This is a genomic window from Ruegeria sp. SCSIO 43209, from assembly GCF_019904295.1.
Lineage (GTDB): Bacteria > Pseudomonadota > Alphaproteobacteria > Rhodobacterales > Rhodobacteraceae > Ruegeria.
The window spans coordinates 1,270,762-1,292,048 of record NZ_CP065359.1; the positions used below are offsets into that span (position 1 = coordinate 1,270,762).

The 21,287-nt window shown below is 57.1% G+C and carries 18 protein-coding genes and 1 tRNA gene; 10 read left to right on the plus strand and 9 right to left on the minus strand.

Annotated features, from left to right (window positions below; all coding sequences use genetic code 11):
- Window positions 1-8 precede the first annotated feature (8 nt).
- From I5192_RS06400 to fabI, 4 genes are all read right to left on the minus strand, one after another.
- Window positions 9-1,850 carry a SurA N-terminal domain-containing protein gene (locus tag I5192_RS06400; protein WP_223118005.1) on the minus strand — a complete coding sequence of 614 codons (1,842 nt, stop codon included), beginning with the start codon at window positions 1,848-1,850 and terminating at the stop codon, window positions 9-11.
- Between the two features lie 81 nt (window positions 1,851-1,931).
- Entirely contained in the window at window positions 1,932-3,107 is a 1,176-nt protein-coding gene (locus I5192_RS06405) for an aminotransferase (RefSeq protein ID WP_223118006.1), read from the minus strand.
- A 39-nt stretch (window positions 3,108-3,146) separates the two neighbouring features.
- Window positions 3,147-3,656 (minus strand): xanthine phosphoribosyltransferase, encoded by a 510-nt coding sequence (gene gpt, locus I5192_RS06410; protein ID WP_170392980.1) that lies wholly within the window; start codon window positions 3,654-3,656, stop codon window positions 3,147-3,149.
- 6 nt (window positions 3,657-3,662) lie between these two features.
- Window positions 3,663-4,469, minus strand: coding sequence for an enoyl-ACP reductase FabI (fabI, locus tag I5192_RS06415; RefSeq protein ID WP_170405951.1), 807 nt, complete (start codon window positions 4,467-4,469; stop codon window positions 3,663-3,665).
- A 134-nt stretch (window positions 4,470-4,603) separates the two neighbouring features.
- Here fabI and pdxH point away from each other — a divergent pair, with 134 nt between their 5' ends.
- The 4 genes from pdxH to I5192_RS06435 all read left to right on the plus strand — a co-directional run bounded on the left by pdxH (window position 4,604) and on the right by I5192_RS06435 (window position 6,449).
- The gene (gene pdxH, locus I5192_RS06420) at window positions 4,604-5,209 is read left to right on the plus strand and encodes a pyridoxamine 5'-phosphate oxidase (RefSeq protein ID WP_170405948.1); all 606 of its coding nucleotides are present in this window, start codon (window positions 4,604-4,606) and stop codon (window positions 5,207-5,209) included.
- Window positions 5,210-5,326: 117 nt separating this feature from the next.
- Complete coding sequence (locus tag I5192_RS06425) at window positions 5,327-5,854, plus strand: cold-shock protein (RefSeq protein WP_170392983.1); 528 nt, start codon at window positions 5,327-5,329, stop codon at window positions 5,852-5,854.
- A gap of 7 nt (window positions 5,855-5,861) precedes the next feature.
- Entirely contained in the window at window positions 5,862-6,329 is a 468-nt protein-coding gene (locus I5192_RS06430) for a DUF192 domain-containing protein (RefSeq protein ID WP_223118007.1), read from the plus strand.
- 43 nt (window positions 6,330-6,372) lie between these two features.
- Window positions 6,373-6,449, plus strand: a tRNA-Pro gene (locus tag I5192_RS06435).
- A gap of 8 nt (window positions 6,450-6,457) precedes the next feature.
- Here the strand turns inward: I5192_RS06435 and I5192_RS06440 are convergent.
- The gene (locus tag I5192_RS06440; protein ID WP_170392985.1) at window positions 6,458-6,892 is read right to left on the minus strand and encodes a hypothetical protein; all 435 of its coding nucleotides are present in this window, start codon (window positions 6,890-6,892) and stop codon (window positions 6,458-6,460) included.
- A 544-nt stretch (window positions 6,893-7,436) separates the two neighbouring features.
- On the opposite strand from I5192_RS06440, the gene I5192_RS06445 reads away from it, so the two are divergent.
- Together I5192_RS06445 and I5192_RS06450 are read left to right on the plus strand one after the other, a co-directional pair.
- Entirely contained in the window at window positions 7,437-11,054 is a 3,618-nt protein-coding gene (locus I5192_RS06445) for a vitamin B12-dependent ribonucleotide reductase (RefSeq protein ID WP_223118008.1), read from the plus strand.
- Between the two features lie 543 nt (window positions 11,055-11,597).
- Window positions 11,598-11,843, plus strand: coding sequence for a hypothetical protein (locus tag I5192_RS06450; RefSeq protein WP_170405941.1), 246 nt, complete (start codon window positions 11,598-11,600; stop codon window positions 11,841-11,843).
- A 54-nt stretch (window positions 11,844-11,897) separates the two neighbouring features.
- Here the strand turns inward: I5192_RS06450 and I5192_RS06455 are convergent, their stop codons facing one another.
- A complete protein-coding gene (locus I5192_RS06455; protein ID WP_170421793.1) occupies window positions 11,898-13,442 on the minus strand; it encodes a trimethylamine methyltransferase family protein in 1,545 nt (514 codons plus the stop codon).
- A 413-nt stretch (window positions 13,443-13,855) separates the two neighbouring features.
- Between I5192_RS06455 and I5192_RS06460 the strand changes: the two genes are divergently transcribed.
- Window positions 13,856-14,374 carry an outer membrane protein gene (locus I5192_RS06460; RefSeq protein ID WP_170405935.1) on the plus strand — a complete coding sequence of 173 codons (519 nt, stop codon included), beginning with the start codon at window positions 13,856-13,858 and terminating at the stop codon, window positions 14,372-14,374.
- A gap of 17 nt (window positions 14,375-14,391) precedes the next feature.
- Here I5192_RS06460 and I5192_RS06465 read toward each other — a convergent pair whose 3' ends face one another.
- Window positions 14,392-15,567, minus strand: a complete 1,176-nt coding sequence (locus I5192_RS06465; protein ID WP_223118009.1) for a pyridoxal phosphate-dependent aminotransferase — start codon at window positions 15,565-15,567, stop codon at window positions 14,392-14,394.
- A gap of 58 nt (window positions 15,568-15,625) precedes the next feature.
- Entirely contained in the window at window positions 15,626-15,970 is a 345-nt protein-coding gene (locus tag I5192_RS06470; RefSeq protein ID WP_170562594.1) for an MmcQ/YjbR family DNA-binding protein, read from the minus strand.
- A 218-nt stretch (window positions 15,971-16,188) separates the two neighbouring features.
- Here I5192_RS06470 and cysS point away from each other — a divergent pair, with 218 nt between their 5' ends.
- From cysS to I5192_RS06485, 3 genes are read left to right on the plus strand one after another with little or no spacing between them, the layout of a single operon-like run.
- The gene (gene cysS / locus I5192_RS06475; protein WP_223118010.1) at window positions 16,189-17,589 is read left to right on the plus strand and encodes a cysteine--tRNA ligase; all 1,401 of its coding nucleotides are present in this window, start codon (window positions 16,189-16,191) and stop codon (window positions 17,587-17,589) included.
- Window positions 17,586-19,220, plus strand: a complete 1,635-nt coding sequence (gene cimA / locus I5192_RS06480; RefSeq protein ID WP_223118011.1) for a citramalate synthase — start codon at window positions 17,586-17,588, stop codon at window positions 19,218-19,220. Before cysS ends, cimA begins: the two co-directional genes overlap by 4 nt.
- 1 nt (window position 19,221) lies before the next feature.
- On the plus strand, window positions 19,222-19,998 hold the full coding sequence (locus tag I5192_RS06485; RefSeq protein ID WP_170734966.1) for a squalene/phytoene synthase family protein: 777 nt from the start codon (window positions 19,222-19,224) through the stop codon (window positions 19,996-19,998).
- A gap of 2 nt (window positions 19,999-20,000) precedes the next feature.
- Here I5192_RS06485 and I5192_RS06490 read toward each other — a convergent pair whose 3' ends face one another.
- On the minus strand, window positions 20,001-21,227 hold the full coding sequence (locus tag I5192_RS06490; RefSeq protein WP_223118012.1) for an MFS transporter: 1,227 nt from the start codon (window positions 21,225-21,227) through the stop codon (window positions 20,001-20,003).
- Window positions 21,228-21,287: the final 60 nt, after the last annotated feature.

Here is a 21,287-nt window from a genome sequence, read left to right on the forward strand (position 1 = left end):
TGTCTCTTTTAGTAACTGGCCCGTACCGCGTTCAGCGCTTGCTGATCCAGCACAGGGCGTGCGCGTGTCTGGGCATTGCGCACATAGATGTCAAAGATGTTCTGCGCCAGCGCCTGGCTCAATTGCGCAGCCAGTGCATCCTGCATCTGGCGTTGCTCATCGGTTTCCGCCGGAGGCAGCTCTTCATCCAGACGCACGATCAGGGCGTTACCGTTTCCGGGAATGACACGCAGCTCGCCAGGGTCCATTTCAAACACCTGAGTCATGAAGTCCACGGGAACATCCTCGAGGAATGCGGTACGTGTCAGCGCATTTTCGACGCGGAAGGGCAGGCCTGTGGCGGTAAAGTCGCCATTTGTTGCCAGTTGGGTCAGAACCGTGTTGCCCTGATTTTGCAGCGCTTTCGCAGTTTCTACCTGCAGCCATGCCTCGGCGACACGGTCACGGGCGCTTTCCAGAGGTTCCGGGCGCGGTTCCAGCACTTCATTCAAGCGCAACGCAAAGATCGAACCATCTTCAAGGAACGCGACCTCTGGGAAATCACCTTCTTGCACAGCCTCAGCGACTGAGCGGAAGCCGTCATACGCGGCAACGCCATCGTCGCTTTGCTGGGTCCAGTCGATCTGACCCAGTTCCATCTCGGTCTCACCGGCCAGTTCTTCCAGTGTTGCGCCGCCTGCAAGCAGGTCGTTGATGTCTTCGGCCTGTGCTTCGATCTGACGGCGCGCTCGGTCGGCGGCGAGTTCTGCACGAAGTTCGGGTTCGGCGTCTTCGAAACTGACATTGTTCTCGGCCAGCGATCCATTGATCCGGAACAGGGCAGGGCCGAACACCGTGGGAAGCGGGCCGACCACATCGTCGATCTCGGCGGCAAACACGGCGTCGGCTGCATCGCCCAGATCTTCACGGGTGACATCGCCCAGATCAACATCGCTCAGCTCAAGCTGACGTTCGCGGACCAACTGTTCGAAATCGGCCCCGCCAACTTCAAGTTGTGCCAGCGCCTCGGTTGCGGATTCTTCGCTGGGATAGGGCAGACGCTCGACCAAGCGGCGCTCGGGTTGGAAAAATTCGTCAGCGCGTTGGTCGTATAGACGGCGCAGAGAATCTTCGTCCACTTCGATCGTGTCGAGCAGCATGTCGGGCGACAGAATGGCGTAGGTCAGTTGCTTGGTGCGGGGCAGGGTGAACTGATCGGTATTCTCATCGTAATATGTCTGAATCTGCGCGTCTGTGGGTTGGGCCACGGGCGTTTCGAGAAGGTCGGCTGACAGGGTCGCCACGGTAAAGCTGCGGCGGGCCAGCACATAGTTCGACAAAGCCTCGGTCAGCGTACGGGGCATTTCAACACCGCTCATGACCGCACCCTGAACGATGGTGCGTGAAGATTCTTTGCGCAGATCCGATTCGAATTCGGAATCGGTCATTCCGACCTGTTCCAGCTGAAAGCGATAGGCTTCGCGGTCGAATGTACCGTTTACACCTTGGAACGCCGGTATCTGTACAATCTCGTCCTGCAGGTTCTCGTCACCGATCGAAATGCCAAGCTGTCCGACCTCGTTATCGATTGCGGCCAGCGCGATCAGGCGCGAAAGGGCAAGTTGATCGAGGCCAAGATCATGTGCCTGCGAAATCTGCATTGCCTGTCCGGTTTGTGCTTCGACGGCCCGGATCTCGCGCTGAAGCTCACGAAAATACGCGTCGACCGAAATGCTTTCATCACCGACCTGCGCAACCGTACGCACGGTTCCGGTCAGGCTGGTGGCGCCAAAGCCCGCAAGGCCCAGCATCAAAAGACCCATGAGAATCCAGACAAAGGTTTTGGATAGGTTTTTCATGCCTGCGGCCATGGTGCCCTCTTGGTTTTGTCGGCAAATGTCTGCCCAGTCGGTTGCGGCCCTGAATACGATGCGTGCAGCCGGGGGGCAAGCTTAGAAGGACAAGCCCTGCAATCGGTCGAACAATTGCGCGATACCGGCGCGGTCGAGGTTGGCAAATGCTACACGAACCTGCCGCTTTCCCGCGGAATCGCCCTCTGGCATGAACATGGTACCCGGCAAAAGCAGTATACCTGCCTCGGGTACCAGCCGTCGGGCCAATTCGTCGGAAGCGATGCCAAAGGGATGTTCGAGGTAGGCAAAGTAAGCGCCAAGTCCCAAAAGACGCCAGCCTTTGTCTTCAAGGCGTGGCATTCCTTCTGCAATGGCGGCTCTTCGGTCGAGAATTTCATCTCGTTCACCCGCAACCCATTGGGTCAAGTTCCGCATTCCCCAAAGCGCGGCAAACTGGCCGATCTGGCCGGGGCAGATCGCGACCGTGTCCAGAAATTTTTCGATCTCCGCCAACAGGGCGGGGCTGGTTGAAATCGCGCCGACACGGTGACCGGTCAGGCGATAGGCTTTTGAGAACGAGTAGAGATGGACAAACGTATCGTCCCAACCCGATTGCTGGAACAGGTCATGAGGCGCGCCTGATCGACTGTCGAAATCGCGATAGGTTTCGTCAACCAAAAGACGAAGCCCCGTTTCCCGCGCAAGATCAAAGAAGCGGCGCACCAAGTCCGCAGGATATTCGACACCACCGGGATTATTCGGCGTCACCAACGAAATCGCCCGTGTCTTTTCGGTGATAAGGGCGCGGGCGCGTTCCGGATCGGGAAGCAAATCATCGTCTGTGGGCAAATCAACGGTTTTTACCCCAGCCATATCCAGCCACATCTTGTGATTGAAATACCAAGGGGTCGGAAGGATCACCTCATCCCCCTGATCGGTAATTGCCGAAATCACGGCTGAAAAGGCCTGATTGCAACCCGAGGTGATTGCGATCTGATTCGCCGATACCTCAGCCGCATAATGTGCGCTGATCTGAGCCGCGAGTTCGGACCGCAGGTCATCGTTGCCCAGAACCGGGCCGTAAAGATGTGCGCTGTCCTGCTCGACCGCGAATTCGGCCATTGCTTGCCGCAGCGCTAACGGGGGCGGATCGACCGGAGCCGCCTGACTGACATTGATCAACGGACGGTCAACTGCGAACTCGACCCCGTCCAGCCAACGGCGTGCCTCCATCACCGGAGGGGCAAAGGTGGCGGCAGTGCGGGTCATTGTCATGGTGAGTCCGTGATTTCAGCGCTTAGTTGAAACGCTTGATTAATCGGTGCCCCGATATGGTTCGACATATTGCAGCGCCATGTCCCATGGGAAGAAAATCCATGTGTCCTGACTGACCTCGGTAATGAAGGTGTCTACCATCGGACGGCCCTTGGGCTTGGCGTATACGGTCGCGAAATGCGCTTTGGGGAACATCTCGCGCACCAGTTCCAGCGTTTTGCCGCTATCGACCAGATCGTCGATGATCAGAATACCGGTGCCATCACCCATCAGATCAGCATTGGGCGCTTTGAGAATTTCTGCTTCGCCCTGCGCTTGATGATGATAGGATTTCACGCTGACAGTATCGACCGTACGGATATCCAGTTCGCGGCTGACGATCATCGCGGGGGCCATGCCGCCACGTGTAATTGCCACGACTGCACGCCAAGCGCCGTCATCTGGTCCTTGCCCATCCAGACGCCACGCAAGAGCGCGCGAGTCGCGATGAATCTGATCCCAGCTGATGTGGAAGCCTTTTTCGTGTGGCAGGCGGTCCTTGGCGCTCATGGTCTGTTATCCTTTTTCAACGTCCGGCGCGTCGACGGCCTTCATTCCGACGATGTGATAGCCTGAATCCACGTGCAGATTTTCACCTGTCACTCCGCTGCTGAGATCAGACAGCAGATACAGGGCCGATTTACCAACATCATCGATGGTCACATTCCGGCGCAGGGGCGAGTTATACTCGTTCCACTTCATGATGTAACGGAAATCGCCGATGCCGCTGGCCGCGAGCGTTTTGATCGGGCCTGCCGAGATCGAATTCACGCGAATGCCGTCTTTGCCCAAATCCTCGGCCAGATACTTTACGGATGCCTCAAGGGCGGCTTTTGCAACACCCATTACATTGTAGTGTGGCATGACCTGTTCAGCGCCGTAATAGGTGAGGGTGATCGCACTGCCGCCTTCGTTCATCATTTTCTCCGCGCGCTGCATAACGGCGGTGAAAGAGTAGACCGAAACATCCATCGTCAGGTTAAAGTTCGCGCGCGACGTGTCGACGTAACGCCCGCGCAATTCGTTCTTGTCAGAAAAGCCAATGGCGTGGACGACGAAATCCAGTTTACCCCATTTCTTTTCGAGCGCGCTGAAGAGTTCATTAATTGATTCTTCGTCGCTGACGTCACAGGGCAAAACGATCTCGCTGCCCAACTGCGCCGCCAATGGATCGACGCGTTTTTTCAGGGCGTCCCCCTGATAGGAAAAGGCCAGCTCGGCCCCGGCGTCGGACAAGGCGCGGGCGATACCCCATGCGATTGATTTGTCATTGGCCAGTCCCATGATGAGGCCGCGTTTTCCGGCCATCAACTGATTTGACATCTTCGGTTCTCCGCCTGTCGTCGCATTGTGTTCGGTTGGTTTATGCCATTGATTGTCCTGCTTCAAGGCCATGCGCTCTTGCCCGCAGCGGGTTCTCGCCTTAGGGTCATGTTAATTGTTTCCTGGGGATGGAAATGAACGAGCATAATGGCATCTTCGCCGGGGCTGATCCGTTTGAAATCGCGGATCGGTGGCTGGCCGAGGCAGAAAAGACCGAACCGAATGATCCTAATGCGATTGCTTTGGCAACCGTGGACCCGGAAGGTTTGCCGAACGCCCGTATGGTTCTGCTGAAGGAAATCGAGAAGGACGCGTTTGTTTTCTATACGAACTATCACAGCGCCAAGGCTCAGGAGTTGGACAGCGCCCACAAAGCGGCTTTTGTGATGCATTGGAAATCTTTGCGGCGACAAATCCGTGTTCGTGGTACAATCACCAAGGAAGATGGGCCGCAGGCGGACGCATACTACGCCTCGCGCTCGCTCAAAAGCCGCTTGGGTGCTTGGGCGTCACACCAGTCGCAACCGCTGGAAAGTCGTGCATCCCTGATGGCCGAAGTGGCTAAAGTGACCGCAAAGTTGGGTACCAACCCGCCTCGCCCTGAATTTTGGGGGGGATACCGTGTAACACCTGTCGAAGTCGAGTTCTGGGCCGATGGTGCCTTCAGGTTGCATGACAGGTTTCAGTGGAAGCGACAAAATGTCGATTCCGACTGGCAAGTGCTGAGGTTAAATCCATGACGTTCGCGTTGCGTGAAATGCAACTGTTTGCAGACAATAGCTTTTTTCAGCTTGAATTTGCGAGCCAAAACATAAACAAGAAACCCTTAACGACTTGCCTATCGTAATGGGAAAACAGTGCCAGAAGATCTGAACAGCATGTACCGCGTCCGTGGACACGTAAAATGGTTCGATCCCGCCAAGGGATACGGATTTGTTGTGTCTGACGAAGGCGGCCCGGACATTCTGTTGCACGTCAACGTGCTGCGAAACTTCGGGCAAAGCTCGGTCGCGGATGGCGCCGGCATCGAGATCATGACCCACAAAACTGATCGCGGTGTTCAAGCGGTCGAAGTGATCAGTGTTGACCCGCCTGTTCGCGCGGAAACCATGATGTTGGCCGATTTTGCCGAGCTTGATCCAACCGTGATCGGCAGCGCTCCGCTTGAGGCTGCGCGCGTCAAATGGTTCGACAAGGGCAAAGGGTTTGGCTTTGCCAATGTTTTCGGCAGCAGTGAAGACGTATTCCTGCATATCGAGGTGCTACGTCGTTCTGGGTTGGCAGATCTGCAACCGGGCGAAGCGCTGGCCATGCGGGTCATTGATGGCAAGCGCGGAAGAATGGCCGCGCAGGTTCTGGCCTGGGAAGCGGCCCTGAACGACTAGGTTCTGAATGATGAGAACGGCTTTCGTACTGGCGCTCCTGAGTTTTTTGATTGGCGGGATCGCGCGGGCTGAATGCCGTCCGGATCGTGTCGAGCTTCGAAATGATCTGGCAGAGGTTCGCTTCGACGTTGAGCTGGCCATCACACCGAAAGAGCGATCGCGCGGATTGATGTTTCGCGAAAGCATGCCCAACAGATCTGGAATGTTGTTTGTTTTTGATCCGCCGCAACCTGTTGCGTTCTGGATGAAGAATACCCTGATTCCGCTTGATATGATCTTTGTTGATCGCGCGGGCAGGGTGACGCGTGTGCACGAAGGTGCAATTCCGGGGGATCTGAGCCCAATCGAAGGCGGCGATTCGGTTTATGCGGTCCTGGAAATCAACGCTGGCCTAGCCGAGCGTTACGCCATTCGGCCTGGATCGCAGATGCGCCACGAAGTTTTTTCGCAAGGTCCTGCAATTTGGCCCTGTTAGGGCTTTTCAAATCAGATCGGCACGTTTAGGAAGGCGCACGGTCCGGGGCGTGGCGCAGTCTGGTAGCGCACCTGTTTTGGGTACAGGGGGTCGTAGGTTCGAATCCTGCCGCCCCGACCATTTTTCCTCTACACTGGCGTTCCGCCATAATCGGTGTAGAGCTTGGAAAAATCCCTGTCCAAATCTTTGCTTTCAATAGGTATTCTAAGAGTTGAACCATCTTTCTGCGGAACCAGAAAGTACAACTCTGCGTCCACGCGATACCCGGCCTGATTCTTGGTCGAGCTCAGCCGCGTTACGATCTGCGGCAAGTTCTGCGGATAACCGTTGAAGCTGAGAATCAAATACGCCGTTGCCTCGGGCGGCAAGGTCTCGCGGCATTCAAAGATGCTTGCGGTGGTCTTGATATACTTGTCGCCCGGCCCCGCGCAGTCGGTCCTGAAGGAATTGAAAAGGTTCTGCGGATAACCGTCGAATTGCGCGCTGCGAGATGCAGGTGGTGCTTCCTGTGATGTGCAGGACACGATTAGCGCCACAATAGTTAACAATGAAATCAAACGCATGTAGAGTAGATTTCCCATCCAGAAATGTCGTGTGATTTCAAGTATGGCACGCGCTGCGATGTCGTGACGATGATTCTCTGAACATGTCCTTAACGCGGGATCGGTTGATCAATGACCTCTAACTGTGGCGGAAAACACGAGAAATCACTCTGACACATCAAGGCGGAATGGGCTGGTCGTGCGGGACATGTCTGTGGAGGAATCGCGATGCGGCGAAATTCCGCCGGTTCAGCAAAACAGGTCAAGCTAAAAGATTCCAAAAATGACCGAAAAAGCCCGTTGACCAACTATGGGAATATACGTCAGATTGTATGGGCCGAAAGACGAGCCACTAAATCTGGTAGGCAATGACCGGAAAAGGCATCGGGCGAGGGACGGAAAGCAAACCACTATGACGTAGACCGTATTCGCGGTTCTGCGCTGTTCTAGGCAGCGTCCGGTCCCTTGCGTCTCAAATTCGTCGGTAGTGCGGGCGGCACCCCGCAGCATCAAGATTTAGTGCCGGGACTTGAAATTTGGACAGATCGAAGCTGGGGCAGCGGACATGAAGATTGAAAGAAAATTCACCAAACCGGGACAGGATGCATATGCCGATCTGGATTTTGTGTCCGCAACATCCGAGATTCGCAATCCGGATGGCACAATCGTGTTCCGTCTGGACGAGATCGAAGTGCCTGCAAAATGGAGCCAGGTGGCTAGCGATGTCATCGCACAGAAGTACTTCCGCAAGGCCGGTGTTCCTTCCAAGCTGAAGAAGGTTAAGGAAAAGGACGTTCCCGAATTTCTGTGGCGATCGGTTCCTGCGGAAGACGCTGAATTTGATGGCGAAACCTCATCGAAACAGGTTTTTGATCGTCTGGCCGGCGCGTGGGCTTATTGGGGCTGGAAGGGCGGCTATTTCTCGACTGAAGAGGACGCGAGCGCCTATTTTGACGAGATGCGCTATATGCTGGCGACCCAGCGCGCAGCTCCGAACTCGCCACAGTGGTTCAACACCGGTCTGCACTGGGCATATGGGATCGATGGCCCGGCGCAGGGGCACCACTATGTTGACTACAAAACCGGCAAGCTAACCAAATCGAAATCCGCTTATGAGCATCCGCAACCGCATGCGTGCTTCATCCAGTCGGTCGACGATGATCTGGTCAACGAAGGCGGCATCATGGACTTGTGGGTGCGTGAGGCGCGCCTGTTTAAGTATGGCTCGGGCACCGGAACCAACTTCAGCCATCTGCGTGCAGAGGGTGAAGCGCTTTCGGGTGGCGGCAAGTCTTCGGGCCTCATGGGATTTCTCAAGATCGGCGACCGCGCCGCTGGCGCGATCAAATCAGGCGGTACAACCCGTCGAGCAGCAAAGATGGTAATCGTCGATGCAGATCACCCGGACATCGAGCAATTCATCGAATGGAAAGTGATCGAAGAGCAGAAGGTGGCCTCGATCGTTGCCGGATCGAAGATGCACGAGAAGATGCTGAACGGTATTTTCGAGGCCATCCGGTCTTGGGACGGCTCTGCCGATGATGCCCATGATCCAAACGCAAACGACGCCCTGAAAAATGCGGTTCGCGAAGCGAAAAAGGTCGCGATCCCAGAAACTTACATCAAGCGCGTTCTGGACTACGCCAAGCAGGGCCACGACAGCATTGAATTCCCGACCTACGATACGGACTGGGATTCAGAGGCTTATAGCTCGGTCTCGGGCCAAAACTCGAACAACTCGATCCGGGTGACCAATGCGTTCCTGACCGCAGTTGAAAAAGACGCGGATTGGGAACTGATCAACCGCACCGACGGCAAGGTTGCTCGTACAGTCAAAGCTCGTGATTTGTGGGAAAAGGTCGGCCACGCCGCATGGGCCTGTGCCGATCCTGGCATCCAGTTCCATGATACTGTCAACGAATGGCACACTTGCCCCGAAGACGGTGAAATCCGCGGTTCGAACCCGTGTTCGGAATACATGTTCCTCGATGACACTGCCTGTAACCTGGCGTCGATGAACTTGCTGACCTTTTTCAAGGACGGTGAGTTCCAGGCGGCGGACTATATGCACGCCTCGCGGCTTTGGACGCTGACGCTGGAAATCTCGGTGACCATGGCGCAGTTCCCGTCTAAGGAAATTGCGAAACTCTCTTACGATTTCCGTACGCTGGGTCTGGGTTATGCCAACATTGGCGGTCTGCTGATGAACATGGGCTATAGCTACGACTCGGATGAGGGGCGTTCGATCTGTGGCGCGCTGACCGCGATCATGACCGGTGTGGCTTATGCGACCTCGGCAGAGATTGCAGGCGAGCTTGGCCCGTTCAAAGGATATGAGCGCAACGCAGACCACATGCTGCGCGTCATCCGCAACCACCGTCGTGCGTCGCAAGGAGTGTCCGATGGTTATGAAAAACTGGCTGTTAAGCCGGTGCCTCTGGATCACGACAATTGCCCGGATAAGCGTTTGATCGATCTGGCGATGTCAGCTTGGGATGAAGCGCTGAGCCTCGGCGAAAAGAACGGTTATCGCAACGCGCAGGCCACAGTTATCGCACCAACCGGCACCATCGGTCTGGTGATGGATTGCGACACGACCGGGATCGAACCGGACTTTGCTCTGGTCAAGTTCAAGAAGCTGGCCGGCGGTGGTTACTTCAAGATCATCAACCGCTCGGTGCCTTCGGCGCTGGAAAAGCTGGGCTATTCCTCGGCTCAGATCGAAGAGATCGTGGGTTATGCGGTTGGTCATGGCACCATCGGCAACGCGCCGGGGATCAACCACACCTCGTTGACCGGTCATGGTTTTGGCCCGAACGAGTTGGCAAAAGTAGATGCCGCACTGGAAAGCGCGTTCGACATCCGGTTCGTCTTCAACCAGTGGACGCTGGGTGAAGACTTCTGCACCGGTGTTCTGGGCATCCCGGCGACCAAGCTGAATGACCCGACTTTCGATTTGCTGCGTCATCTGGGCTTTACCAAGGCGGATATCGACGCGGCCAACGACCATGTTTGCGGAACCATGACGCTGGAAGGTGCGCCGCATCTGAAGGAAGAGCATTACGCGATCTTCGACTGCGCCAACCCGTGCGGTAAAAAAGGCAAGCGTTTCCTTGGGGTTGATAGCCACATCACCATGATGGCGGCGGCGCAGAGCTTCATCTCGGGCGCGATCAGCAAGACGATCAACATGCCGAATGACGCGACCATCGAGGATTGTCAGAAGGCATACGAACTCAGCTGGTCGCTGGGTGTGAAGGCAAACGCGCTCTATCGTGACGGATCGAAACTGTCGCAGCCTCTGGCCGCGGCGCTGGTCGAAGATGATGACGAAGCGGCGGAAATTCTGGAAAGCGGTTCGACGCAAGAAAAAGCTGTCGTTCTGGCCGAGAAGGTGATCGAGAAGGTTGTGGTCAAGGAAATGATCCGCAGCCATCGCGAGAAACTGCCGCATCGCCGCAAGGGCTATACCCAGAAGGCAATCGTCGGCGGCCACAAGGTCTATCTGCGCACCGGTGAGTTCGAAGACGGCAAGCTGGGCGAGATTTTCATCGACATGCACAAGGAAGGCGCTGGCTTCCGGGCGATGATGAACAACTTTGCCATCGCTGTGTCGGTTGGCCTGCAATACGGCGTGCCGCTGGAGGAGTTCGTCGACGCTTTCACCTTCACCAAGTTCGAACCGGCCGGGATGGTGCAGGGCAACGACTCGATCAAAAACGCGACGTCGATCCTTGATTACATCTTCCGCGAACTGGCTGTGTCCTATCTGGACCGCACCGATCTGGCGCATGTCAAACCCGAAGGCGCAACCTTCGACGATCTGGGTCGCGGCGAAGAGGATGGTCTGTCCAACGTATCGGAAATCAGTGAAAGCGCGGCAACCAAATCTCTGGAAGTGCTGAAACAAATCAGCTCGACTGGGTATCTGCGCAAGCGGCTACCGCAGGATCTGATGGTCTTCAATGGTGGTCAAGCCGACGTGTCCGGTATGGCCGAAACCGCAGCGACATTCGAAGCACCCGCTGAGACGGCGGTTGCGACCGGAATGGACGCCCGTACCAAAGCCAAGATGCAAGGGTACGAGGGCGATCCATGCGGCGAATGCGGAAACTACACGCTGGTGCGCAACGGCACCTGCATGAAATGCAACACCTGCGGCGCAACTAGCGGGTGTAGCTGAGTTTAGCGCCCCGGCAACCCGGGGTGCAGGGGTCGGATGCTGCCACAGTAACCGGCCCCGACGAATACGAAGCAAGGCGCTGAGACTTACCATCGATGCCTTGTTTCACTCGGCCGACATGCCCGTGTCGGCCGGGAACAGGGTGGGGCGGAATATTTGCTCCCTCCCACTCTCTCACGGGACGGGTGCGCTCGTCCCATGCGCAGTCCAGGCCGCAGGCAAAAAAACACCGGGCGGTCAACGAAATGAGCCTGGAAGGCGAAACTGACAGGGGGCTTCGGCCCCCTTTCTTTTTTCAACCCCGAGTCGCGGATCTGAGCAGGGCATTGCCGGATCATCCTGTTTGGATCGGGCAAGAGTTGCCGAAACCTGTCCTGGCCATTTCGCCCGGCAAGCCTCCGCAAATGCGACTCAGTCAAACACGCAGAGATTGGCTTGAAAGCGGCCATATCAATCTGAGCGGGTGACACGCCTTCAGGATGGCCTTTTTTTGGCGCTTGTCCGGACGCAAACACTCAAGAAAACGCAATCAGGAGGCATAACATGAAACCGCAAATTCTGGCCCTTATCTCAACCTTCGCACTTGGCCTGCCGACATTGGCCGTCGGCCAAAGCGCCGCCGATACCAACGGCGACGGAGTACTGACGATCGATGAAGTTCAGGCCGTCGTGCCTGACGTTGATGCCGAAGGCTTTGCGCAGATGGACGCAAACGGCGACGGTGCGCTAGATCAGGATGAGATCACCATCGCCGAACAAGCGGGCCTGCTGCCGCCGTCCAACGGCTGATATAGCAGGAGTACTGGCGGCCCGGAAGCTCCGGGCCGCTTATTTTTCAGTGTCTTACGCGGGTAAGTAAATGTTGAACTTGCCACGAATTTCCGCGTCCAGAAGCGGGTCGAATCTGGCCGGGGAAGGCACGGCGAGGATCTCTTCCTTCCGCTTCACTGCCTTTTCGATCAGATCTGGTTTGCCAAGCTCAACCCATTCCTTCGGAGATGATCGGTCACCAAAGGTAGGATAGACGTAATCTGCCTGCATACGGCCTAGCGTCGCATCGGTGCCAAGATAATGCCCAGGACCACCCATGCAGACTTCGGCCATCTGATCCAGTGCCAGCGTCTCGTCCGTTACCTCGATTCCGCGCACACAGCGCTGTGCCTGTCCGATCAGGTCATCGCTCAGGATCAGGCTCTCGTGGCAGAACCCCAGCAACGAGGCATGCATGCCTGCGGCTTCATACACCATGTTCAGGCCTGACAGCCCAGCCATGACGTTCGAACACATTTGTTCCCAACCGGCCTGCATGTCGGGCAATTTCGCGTCCGATGCACCAGCTGCGGCACCACCGGGCAGATCGTAGAACTGGTGCATTTGCGCGCAGCCAGCGGTTAGCAGAGCTTGTTCACCCGAGCCGATGGACATTGCACCCGTGCGCAGGTCCAGACCAAAAGGCCAAGTGCCAAAAATCGCGGGAGCACCGGGCTTTACGGCGTTTACATAAACCAAACCCGCCAGACATTCGGCGGTGGCTTGTGTGATCGCTCCGGCAACGGTCGAGGGTGCGGTAGCTCCTGCCATGCCCGCAGAAAGCAACAAAACCGGCATTCCGGCCTTGATGCATTCTTCCATCACCTCGCAGCTTTCGGTGGCGAATTTCATCGGGGGCACAACGAAGCAGTTGGAGTTGGACATGAAGGGCCGCTCGCGCCACTTGTCCTCTCCGCCCGCGATCATGTGCAGCATCTCGATGGCGGGGGCCACATGGCTGGGCTCTGTGAACGACGTACCGATGTGTTTGAACGTGCCTGAGGTGGTGGCGTAGACCGTGTTCAGATCCATCTCAAGGTTGTCGGCGATATCTCGGCACACCATGGGGCGTTGAACAAAGTGAATGTTTTCAAGCTGTTCACAGATGCGAGTCGCGTCATGCAGGTCCTGCAGGGTCGAGTCGCGATATTCCTGCCCATGCACGTCGACCATGCTGACCGCTGCGCCTGCGGTGCCATAATGGACACGCGTTCCCGACAGCTCCAGATCCGATTTGCCGTCCCGGCTGTGCAGAGTGATCGAGCGATTGGCCTTGGCGATTGTGTCCTCGACCAATGCGCGCGGAAAGCGGATGCGGCCATCGTCGCCCAAGGTGCATCCCGCAGCCACGAGATAGTCGATCCCACTTTGTGGCGCATCAGCAAGGCCGATGGTTTCCAGTGCGGTCAGAGCGGCCTCGTGGATGCGTTCGATCTGTGCTTGGGTCAGAACCTTCAGGGTTCCGCCCTCCATACCAGGCCGAATCGGGCGAAGATGTTCCGGAAGAGCTGACGCACGGGCGGCACGACGCGCGGCGCGGCCACCGCTGCGGGATGAGTTTCGGGTTTGTTCGTTCATGTGTGTGTCCGGTCAAAAAAGTACGATGTGGGTGAGTGTACCTAGACCAGTGCTGGCCGTCCTCGTGCCGCACGACCGCGATCCGCACCAATGGTGCGGCTGACCAGCCGAATTTTCCAAACTTCGTTATGCATCAACTTCCTCAGTCTGATGCGCCCATTGTTTCAATGCACTTTTGGACAATCTGTTCTGTTTGCGACTTTGGACTAATTTTATTGGGCCATCAGTCAAAATGAACTGGGCGCAAATCCTCGTGACTAAATGTTTTTTTCCAATTGCGGTAAGAATCTGTTAATCTGCACGTAGTTATTTGGATTTGTACCTTAGGTTTAAGTAAATACTGGGGTTGGCTGATCAGCAGATCACTGCCTCGGGGATGCGCCCAAACCGGCAACGGATGTTTGGAGGTCTGCATGAAGTCATTACTGGCCGCACTCGCCGCAGCACTGATAACAGGTGCAGGGCAGGTTGTGGCAGAAGACTGGACAGGCGCGTACGCTGGTTTCAGCTTTGGTTATGCAGATGTTGATGGGTCCGGAGGGGCAGGCGGAAGCGGGGGCAGTTTTGGCCCGCTGATCGGATACGACTATGATTTTGGAAATTTCGTGCTTGGCGGTGAGTTGGAATATAACCGCCTGAATCTTGATCTGGGACAATCCGAAGGAAGCCTTGATAGTATGTCGCGATTGAAGTTGCGCGGCGGCTACGATTTTGGATCAGCCCTTGGCTATGTTGTCTTGGGAACCGCGCGGGCCAGTACGTCGGGTGACAGTGATACGGCAGCCGTTTACGGGATCGGTGTTGCCTATCCGCTTGGCGATCGGTTTGTAATCAGTGGCGAAGCGCTGCGGCAGAACTTCGATGATATACCGGAGTCTGGTCGAAGCCTCGACGCAAATGTTTTCAACTTGCGCACCACATTCCGCTTCTGAAACTCGATGGTCGATTGTCATCCCTCTGCCAATTGAGCGGCAAATTCGCATAGGGTCTGTAGCGATGTGACGAATTTCTCGTCATCGATTGTCATGGCCACGCGGATGTGACCTGCGGCGGCAGCACCAAAGCTTTCACCGGGCATCACAGCGATGGCATGCGTGTCCAGCAGCGCATTTGCGAACACATCACCGCTAAGACCCGTAGCCCGGATATCCAGCATCAGATACATCGCGCCTTGCGCCGGTATTAAGGTGACGACCTGCTGCGCAGCCAGCACTTCAATCGCCAGAGCGCGGCGGCGGCGAAACGGCGCGGCGATTTTGTCTTCGAGAGGTTGTCCCACGCTCAGCGCATAGTTGGCCGCATCCTGTATAAAGCCGGGCACACCATAGGTTGTGTGTGTTGCCAAGTTGATCAGGTGGTCGATCACGCCTTCCGGAGCAACGATCCACCCACACCGCGAGCCAGTCATGGCATGAGATTTCGACATTGAACCCACGACCAGAGTGCGCTCAGCCATGCCGGGTAGAGCGCGAGGTGACAGGTGTTCACCCTCCCAAACCTGCGTATCGTAGACTTCATCGGAAATCAGCCATAGATCGCGGCGCTGACAAACCTCGGCGATGGCAGAAAGTGTTTCGGCGGAATAGACCACACCAGTTGGATTGTTTGGGGAGTTTATCAGCAGCGACACGGCCCCGCCTGCCGCGCCATCGATATCGGAAGCGCGAGGTTGGAACAAATCTCCGGCGCGTGTTTCTATGCGTTTGGCTACCGCTCCAACGCCACGGATCGTGCCGGGGTAGGTGGCATAATACGGATCCAGGTAGAGCGCGATATCGCCCGGATCGCAAAGCGCGGTGTGCGCCGCAAACAATGCGGCCTGACCGCCAGGGGTGATGATAACGTTGTTGCGAGTGGTCGCTACACCTGTTCGCATTTGGACACGGGCGGCCACAGTATCACGCAGCAGATCAGTGCCCGGAACCATCGCGTATCCTGTGTGCCCGCTGCGGGCCGAACTTTCCATGGCCGACAATATTGACTGATCGGTCCGAATGTCATGCTCGCCGATCGTCAACTCGGTAACGGCATGGCCTTCGGCAATCATCCGACGCGCGCGGATGAACACCTCCCAGCCGTCTGATCCACCCTCGGTCAGATGCGTAATGCGATGCGATAGTTTCAAGGGATTCTCCCGACCGGCTATGACGCCGAAATGGGGCAAAGCACAGCAATTTTGTCAATCAGCTTCGCGGTGGCAAACTCGCCTGTATCTTCTTGGTCAGCGATGCACGGACGATATCGTATGAGGAGATCAGGCGATGTTGCATCTCGTCGGCGGCGGTTTCCCACGGCAGGCGAACCCAGCTGCGGTGAAAATACGGGGCCTTGGTGCCAATCCCTGCGTCGATCAACATCTGCGCGGTCTCAATGTCGGGTGTCTTGACCGATACACCATCCCCGACCGAACCGACGCAGGCGAACATCTTGCCGCCAACTTTCCATGCGTCGTGGCCGCCACCCCAAGGGTCCGAAAGTTCGGCACCGGGCAGGTCTGCGCATAGGGAATTGACGTAATCACGGGTCATGGTGGGCAGACTGCCTCTGTGGAGGTTGAAACTCAAGGCTTGGCTCAGCATCAATCCCGTGCTAGGCCAAGCACATGAACCGGAAAACTTGCATCATTATCTGCTGCATTACCTGCTGATTTCTCAAGCGGGCCGGTTTCTTTCGTTTTCATCTCTGAGACAAGTTGCTAAGCCCGCGCCAACGCGTGACGTATATGCTGTTTCAGGAGCACGACCCGATGACGACGATCAAACTGCACAATACAAGGACTCGGACGAAAGAGGATTTCGTGCCGATCGATCCCGATAATGTGCGGATGTATGTCTGTGGTCCGACGGTCTATGATCGGGCGCATCTGGGGAACGCACGGCCTGTGGTTGTGTTCGACGTGCTCTATCGTTTGTTGCGGCATGTATACGGTGCTGATCACGTGACCTATGTGCGCAATTTCACCGACGTGGATGACAAGATCAACGCCACCGCATTGTCGCGCAAGAAGGCTGGGGCTGACGGGTCTTTGGAACAGTTGGTGCAGGAACGTTCGGACGAAACCATCGGCTGGTATCTGCACGACATGGGCGCGCTGGGGGCGTTGGAACCCAACGCGATGCCGCGCGCCACAGAGTATATCGCGCAGATGATTGCGATGATCGAAGACCTGATGGCCAAGGGGCACGCTTATGCTGCCGAGGGTCACGTGTTGTTCGCGGTGGACAGCTGGAAGGAACACTATGGTGCGCTGTCGGGGCGGTCGGTTGATGACATGATCGCCGGGGCGCGGGTCGAGGTCGCGCCTTACAAGAAGAACCCGATGGATTTTGTGCTGTGGAAGCCGTCGACCGATGAGTTGCCCGGCTGGGACAGCCCATGGGGCCGGGGGCGTCCGGGCTGGCATATCGAATGCTCGGCCATGAGCTATGAATTGCTGGGCGAGAGCTTTGATATTCACGGTGGCGGCAACGATCTGATGTTCCCGCACCACGAGAACGAGATTGCTCAGAGCAAATGTGCCCACCCGCATGGCGAATTCGCGCGTGTCTGGATGCATAATGAGATGCTGCAGGTCGAGGGCAAGAAAATGTCCAAATCGCTGGGCAATTTCTTCACCGTTCATGATCTGCTTGAGCAGGGTGTGCCGGGTGAAGTGATCCGGTTTGTGTTCCTGCAGACCCATTATCGCAAGCCGATGGACTGGACCGAGAAGAAGGCGCGCGAAGCCGAGGCAACATTGCGCAAGTGGCGGGCGTTGACAGCGGGCATCGAGCCCGCCGCCACCGCGGCACCTGCGGTCATCGATGCGCTTGCGGATGATCTGAACACGGCAGGTGCCATCGCGGAACTGCATCGTTTGGCTGCAGATGGTGATGCTTCGGCTTTGCTGGCAAGTGCGCAGCTGGTTGGACTGTTGGGGGACGATATGGGCGCTTGGGCCGAGACCGCTTCGGCTAATCTGTCGTCTCATGCAGAAAAGCTGGCCGCTGCGCGCGCGTTTGCGATGCAGAGCAAGGATTTCTCTGAGGTTGATCGTCTAAAGGCGGCATATATCGCCGCCGGGCTTGAGGTTCGGATGAGCAAGGATGGTGTGGAATTGGTGCCCGGCGCCGGATTCGACGCCGCCAAGCTGGAGGGGGTCGAATGACCAAGGAACGCCTTTACCTCTACGACACCACGTTGCGCGACGGGCAGCAAACTCAGGGTGTGCAGTTCTCGACAGCCGAGAAGGTGCAGATCGCGCAGGCGTTGGATTCGCTGGGGATTGATTACATCGAAGGGGGTTGGCCCGGAGCGAACCCGACCGACAGTGCGTTTTTTGAAAGCGCGCCTGAGACGTCGGCCTGTATGACGGCGTTTGGAATGACCAAACGCTCGGGCAGGTCGGCTGAGAATGATGACGTTCTGGCGGCTGTAATGAACGCGGGAACACCAGCCGTTTGTCTGGTTGGGAAATCGCACGATTACCACGTGACCCACGCACTTGGTATCACGCTGGAGGAAAACACCGAGAACGTTCGCGCCTCGGTCGCGCATATCGTGGCGCAGGGGCGGGAGGCTCTGTTTGATGCCGAGCATTTTTTTGATGGCTACAAGGACAACCCGGAATATGCGGTTGAAGTCTGCCGCGCTGCGCTCGATGCAGGGGCACGGTGGGTGGTTCTGTGTGACACCAATGGCGGAGCATTGCCGGCAGAGGTCGGGCGGATCGTATCCGAGGTGATTGCGGCCGGTCTGCCGGGGGATCGGCTGGGCATTCATACGCATAACGACACCGAGAACGCAGTGGCGTGCTCGCTGGCTGCAGTCGATGCGGGGGCGCGGCAGATTCAAGGTACGTTGAATGGGTTGGGAGAGCGCTGTGGCAATGCCAACCTGACCGCTTTGATCCCAACGCTGATGCTGAAAGAACCCTATGCCTCGCGCTATGAGATCGGAGTGATGCCCGTGGCGCTGGCCGGGCTGACGCGCATCAGTCGGATGCTGGATGATATCCTGAACCGAGTGCCCAGCAAGCAGAGCGCCTATGTGGGCGCGTCGGCTTTTGCGCATAAGGCCGGGCTGCATGCCAGCGCGATCCTCAAGGACCCGACAACCTATGAGCATATCAATCCGGCAAGTGTTGGAAATGCGCGCATCATTCCGATGTCGAACCAGGCTGGGCAATCGAACCTGCGCAAACGTCTGACCGATGCGGGATTGGCCGTAGAAGCGGGCGATCCGGCGTTGGGACGTATCCTTGAGCGGATAAAACTGCGCGAGGCCGAGGGGTATTCCTACGACACCGCGCAGGCTAGTTTTGAGCTGCTGGCGCGGGATGAATTGGGGCAGTTACCCGAGTTCTTTGAGGTCAAGCGCTATAAGGTGACCGTTGAACGCCGGAAAAACAAATACAACAAGATGGTCAGCCTGTCCGAAGCGGTTGTTGTTGTGAAAGTGGATGGCGAGAAGAAGCTGTCGGTAAGTGAGTCGCTGGATGAAAGCGGTAGCGATCGCGGTCCGGTGAACGCGCTCGCCAAAGCTCTGGCCAAGGATTTGGGGCAGTATTCGCAGATACTGTCGGATATGCGGCTGGTCGACTTCAAGGTGCGCATCACTCAGGGCGGGACCGAGGCGGTCACGCGCGTGATCATCGACAGCGAAGACGGGCAAGGGCGGCGCTGGTCTACGGTTGGGGTGAGCGCGAACATAATTGATGCCTCGTTCGAAGCGCTGCTGGATGCGATTCAGTGGAAACTGGTGAGCGATTGCGCCCCGCAGCCAGCGGCCGCCGAATAAGGTGGAGTTCGACGACGACATCAAGGCTTGTGCTGCGCTGGTTCATCGGGCCGATCCCGATCGCTTTATGGCTGCCATGGCCGCGCCAGTTGAGGCACGGGCAGTTTTGTTCCCGATTTATGCGCTGAACGTCGAGGTGGCCCGTGCCCCGTGGGTGACGCAAGAGAGCATGATCGCCGAGATGCGGCTGCAATGGTGGCGCGATGCCTTGCAAGAGATTGCCGAAGGGCCATCTGTTCGTCGGCACGAGGTTGTCACACCTGTGTCGCGCGTGATTTCTCCGCATCTGGCAGCGCATCTGGATGAATATGTGGCCGTAAGGCGTTGGGATATCTATCGTGATCCGTTCGAGGATGAGGCGCATTTTGACGCCTATATTGCCCATAGCGCTGGGACATTAATGGTGGTGTCGGCGCAGGCTCTGGGTTCGGCGGATGAAACTGTTCTGCGTGATTTCGGATATGCAGCGGGAGTCGCGAATTGGCTGCGCGCAATTCCCGAGCTTGAGGCACGTGGGCGCATTCCTTTGCTGGACGGAACCCATGACGGGGTTCGGGCGCTGGCGCAGAAGGCTTTGGACCGATTGGCGCAAGCGCGGTCCACCCGCAACGAGATCTCGGCACAAGCACGGCCTGCGCTCTATGCGGGGTGGCAGACGGAATGGGTGTTGCGGACTGCATTGGCCAGACCGGACCGGGTGGCCGCAGGTGCGTTGGCTCAGGGTGAAATCCGACGTCGGTTTACGCTGATGAAAACCGCAGCGACCGGGCGCTGGTAACGTCAGACGGTTTGTGGGTCCGAAGGCCTCAGAACCAGCCACAGCAGCGCGCCACCTGCAAGGGTCAGCAGCGGGATCATGGCGAGGTTTACGGCCGTCCAACCCTCGACCGCTGAACCGCCCGAGCAGTTCATCAATCCGCCAGAGGCAAGCGAGGCAAAGGTCACGCCGCCAAACACCAGCAAGTCATTCAGGCCCTGCATTCGACCGCGTTCGTGCACTTCATGCGAGTCTGCCAACATGCTGGTGGCGCCAATGAAGCCAAAGTTCCATCCGATGCCCAGCAGGATCAGGGCGACGAAAAAGTTACCTAGATCAACACCTTGCAGGGCGACAATGCCTGCGCCGCCAAGGATTGCCAAACCGAGAGCTACGATCTTTTCGACCCCAAACCGCGCGATCAGGTGGCCGGTGAAGAAGCTGGGAATGTACATCGCCAGTACGTGGCTGGTGACGATATCCGCGGCATCACCTTCGGTATATCCGCACCCGACGACGGCCAAAGGTGTAGACGTCATTACAAGGTTCATCAGCGCGTAGGAAACCATTGCGCAGATGATCGCTACTGCGATGCGTGGAGTTTTCAGCAACTCCAGCCGCGTGCGACCTTTGGGTTCATCTTCGGTCGGTTTCGGCGGAGTAGGGATGTCGAGAAAGAAGAACAGGGCTGAGCCGATTACGTTGATCGCGATCACCGCCAGATAAGTGCCCAAAAACGGGACCACATACGCCTGCGAGGTCAGCTTGACGATCTGAGGGCCGATGATCGCCGCCGCAAGCCCTCCGGCCATGACGTATGAGATCGCCTTGGGCCGAAATGCATCAGAGGCGGTGTCTGCTGCTGCAAAGCGATAAAAGCCATGTGCGCTCATGTATATGCCGGTCAGGAAGCTGCCGATCAGGAAGATCGGGAACGAGCCGAGATAAAGGCCGTAAGCCCCGATAACGCCCCCTGCGGCACCTGCGGTTGATCCCACAAGAAACCCGGCACGGCGTCCCCAGCGTTGCATGATGGCCGAAATCGGCGTGGCCGCCAGCATTGAACCCAGAACGATCAGTGAAATCGGCAGCGTCGCAAGGCAAGCGTTGCTGGCCAGCGATTGGCCTGCCAGCCCGCCGACGATGAACATCATGGGCATCTGTGCACCCAGGATTGCCTGTGCTGCCACCAAAACGGCAACGTTGCGTTTGGCCTGACTATCGTCAGGGGTGGCAGCGATCATTGTCATGGGCGAATGGTTATCTACGATTGAGACTTGGCACAAGCGGGTTGCATATGCGGCACATCC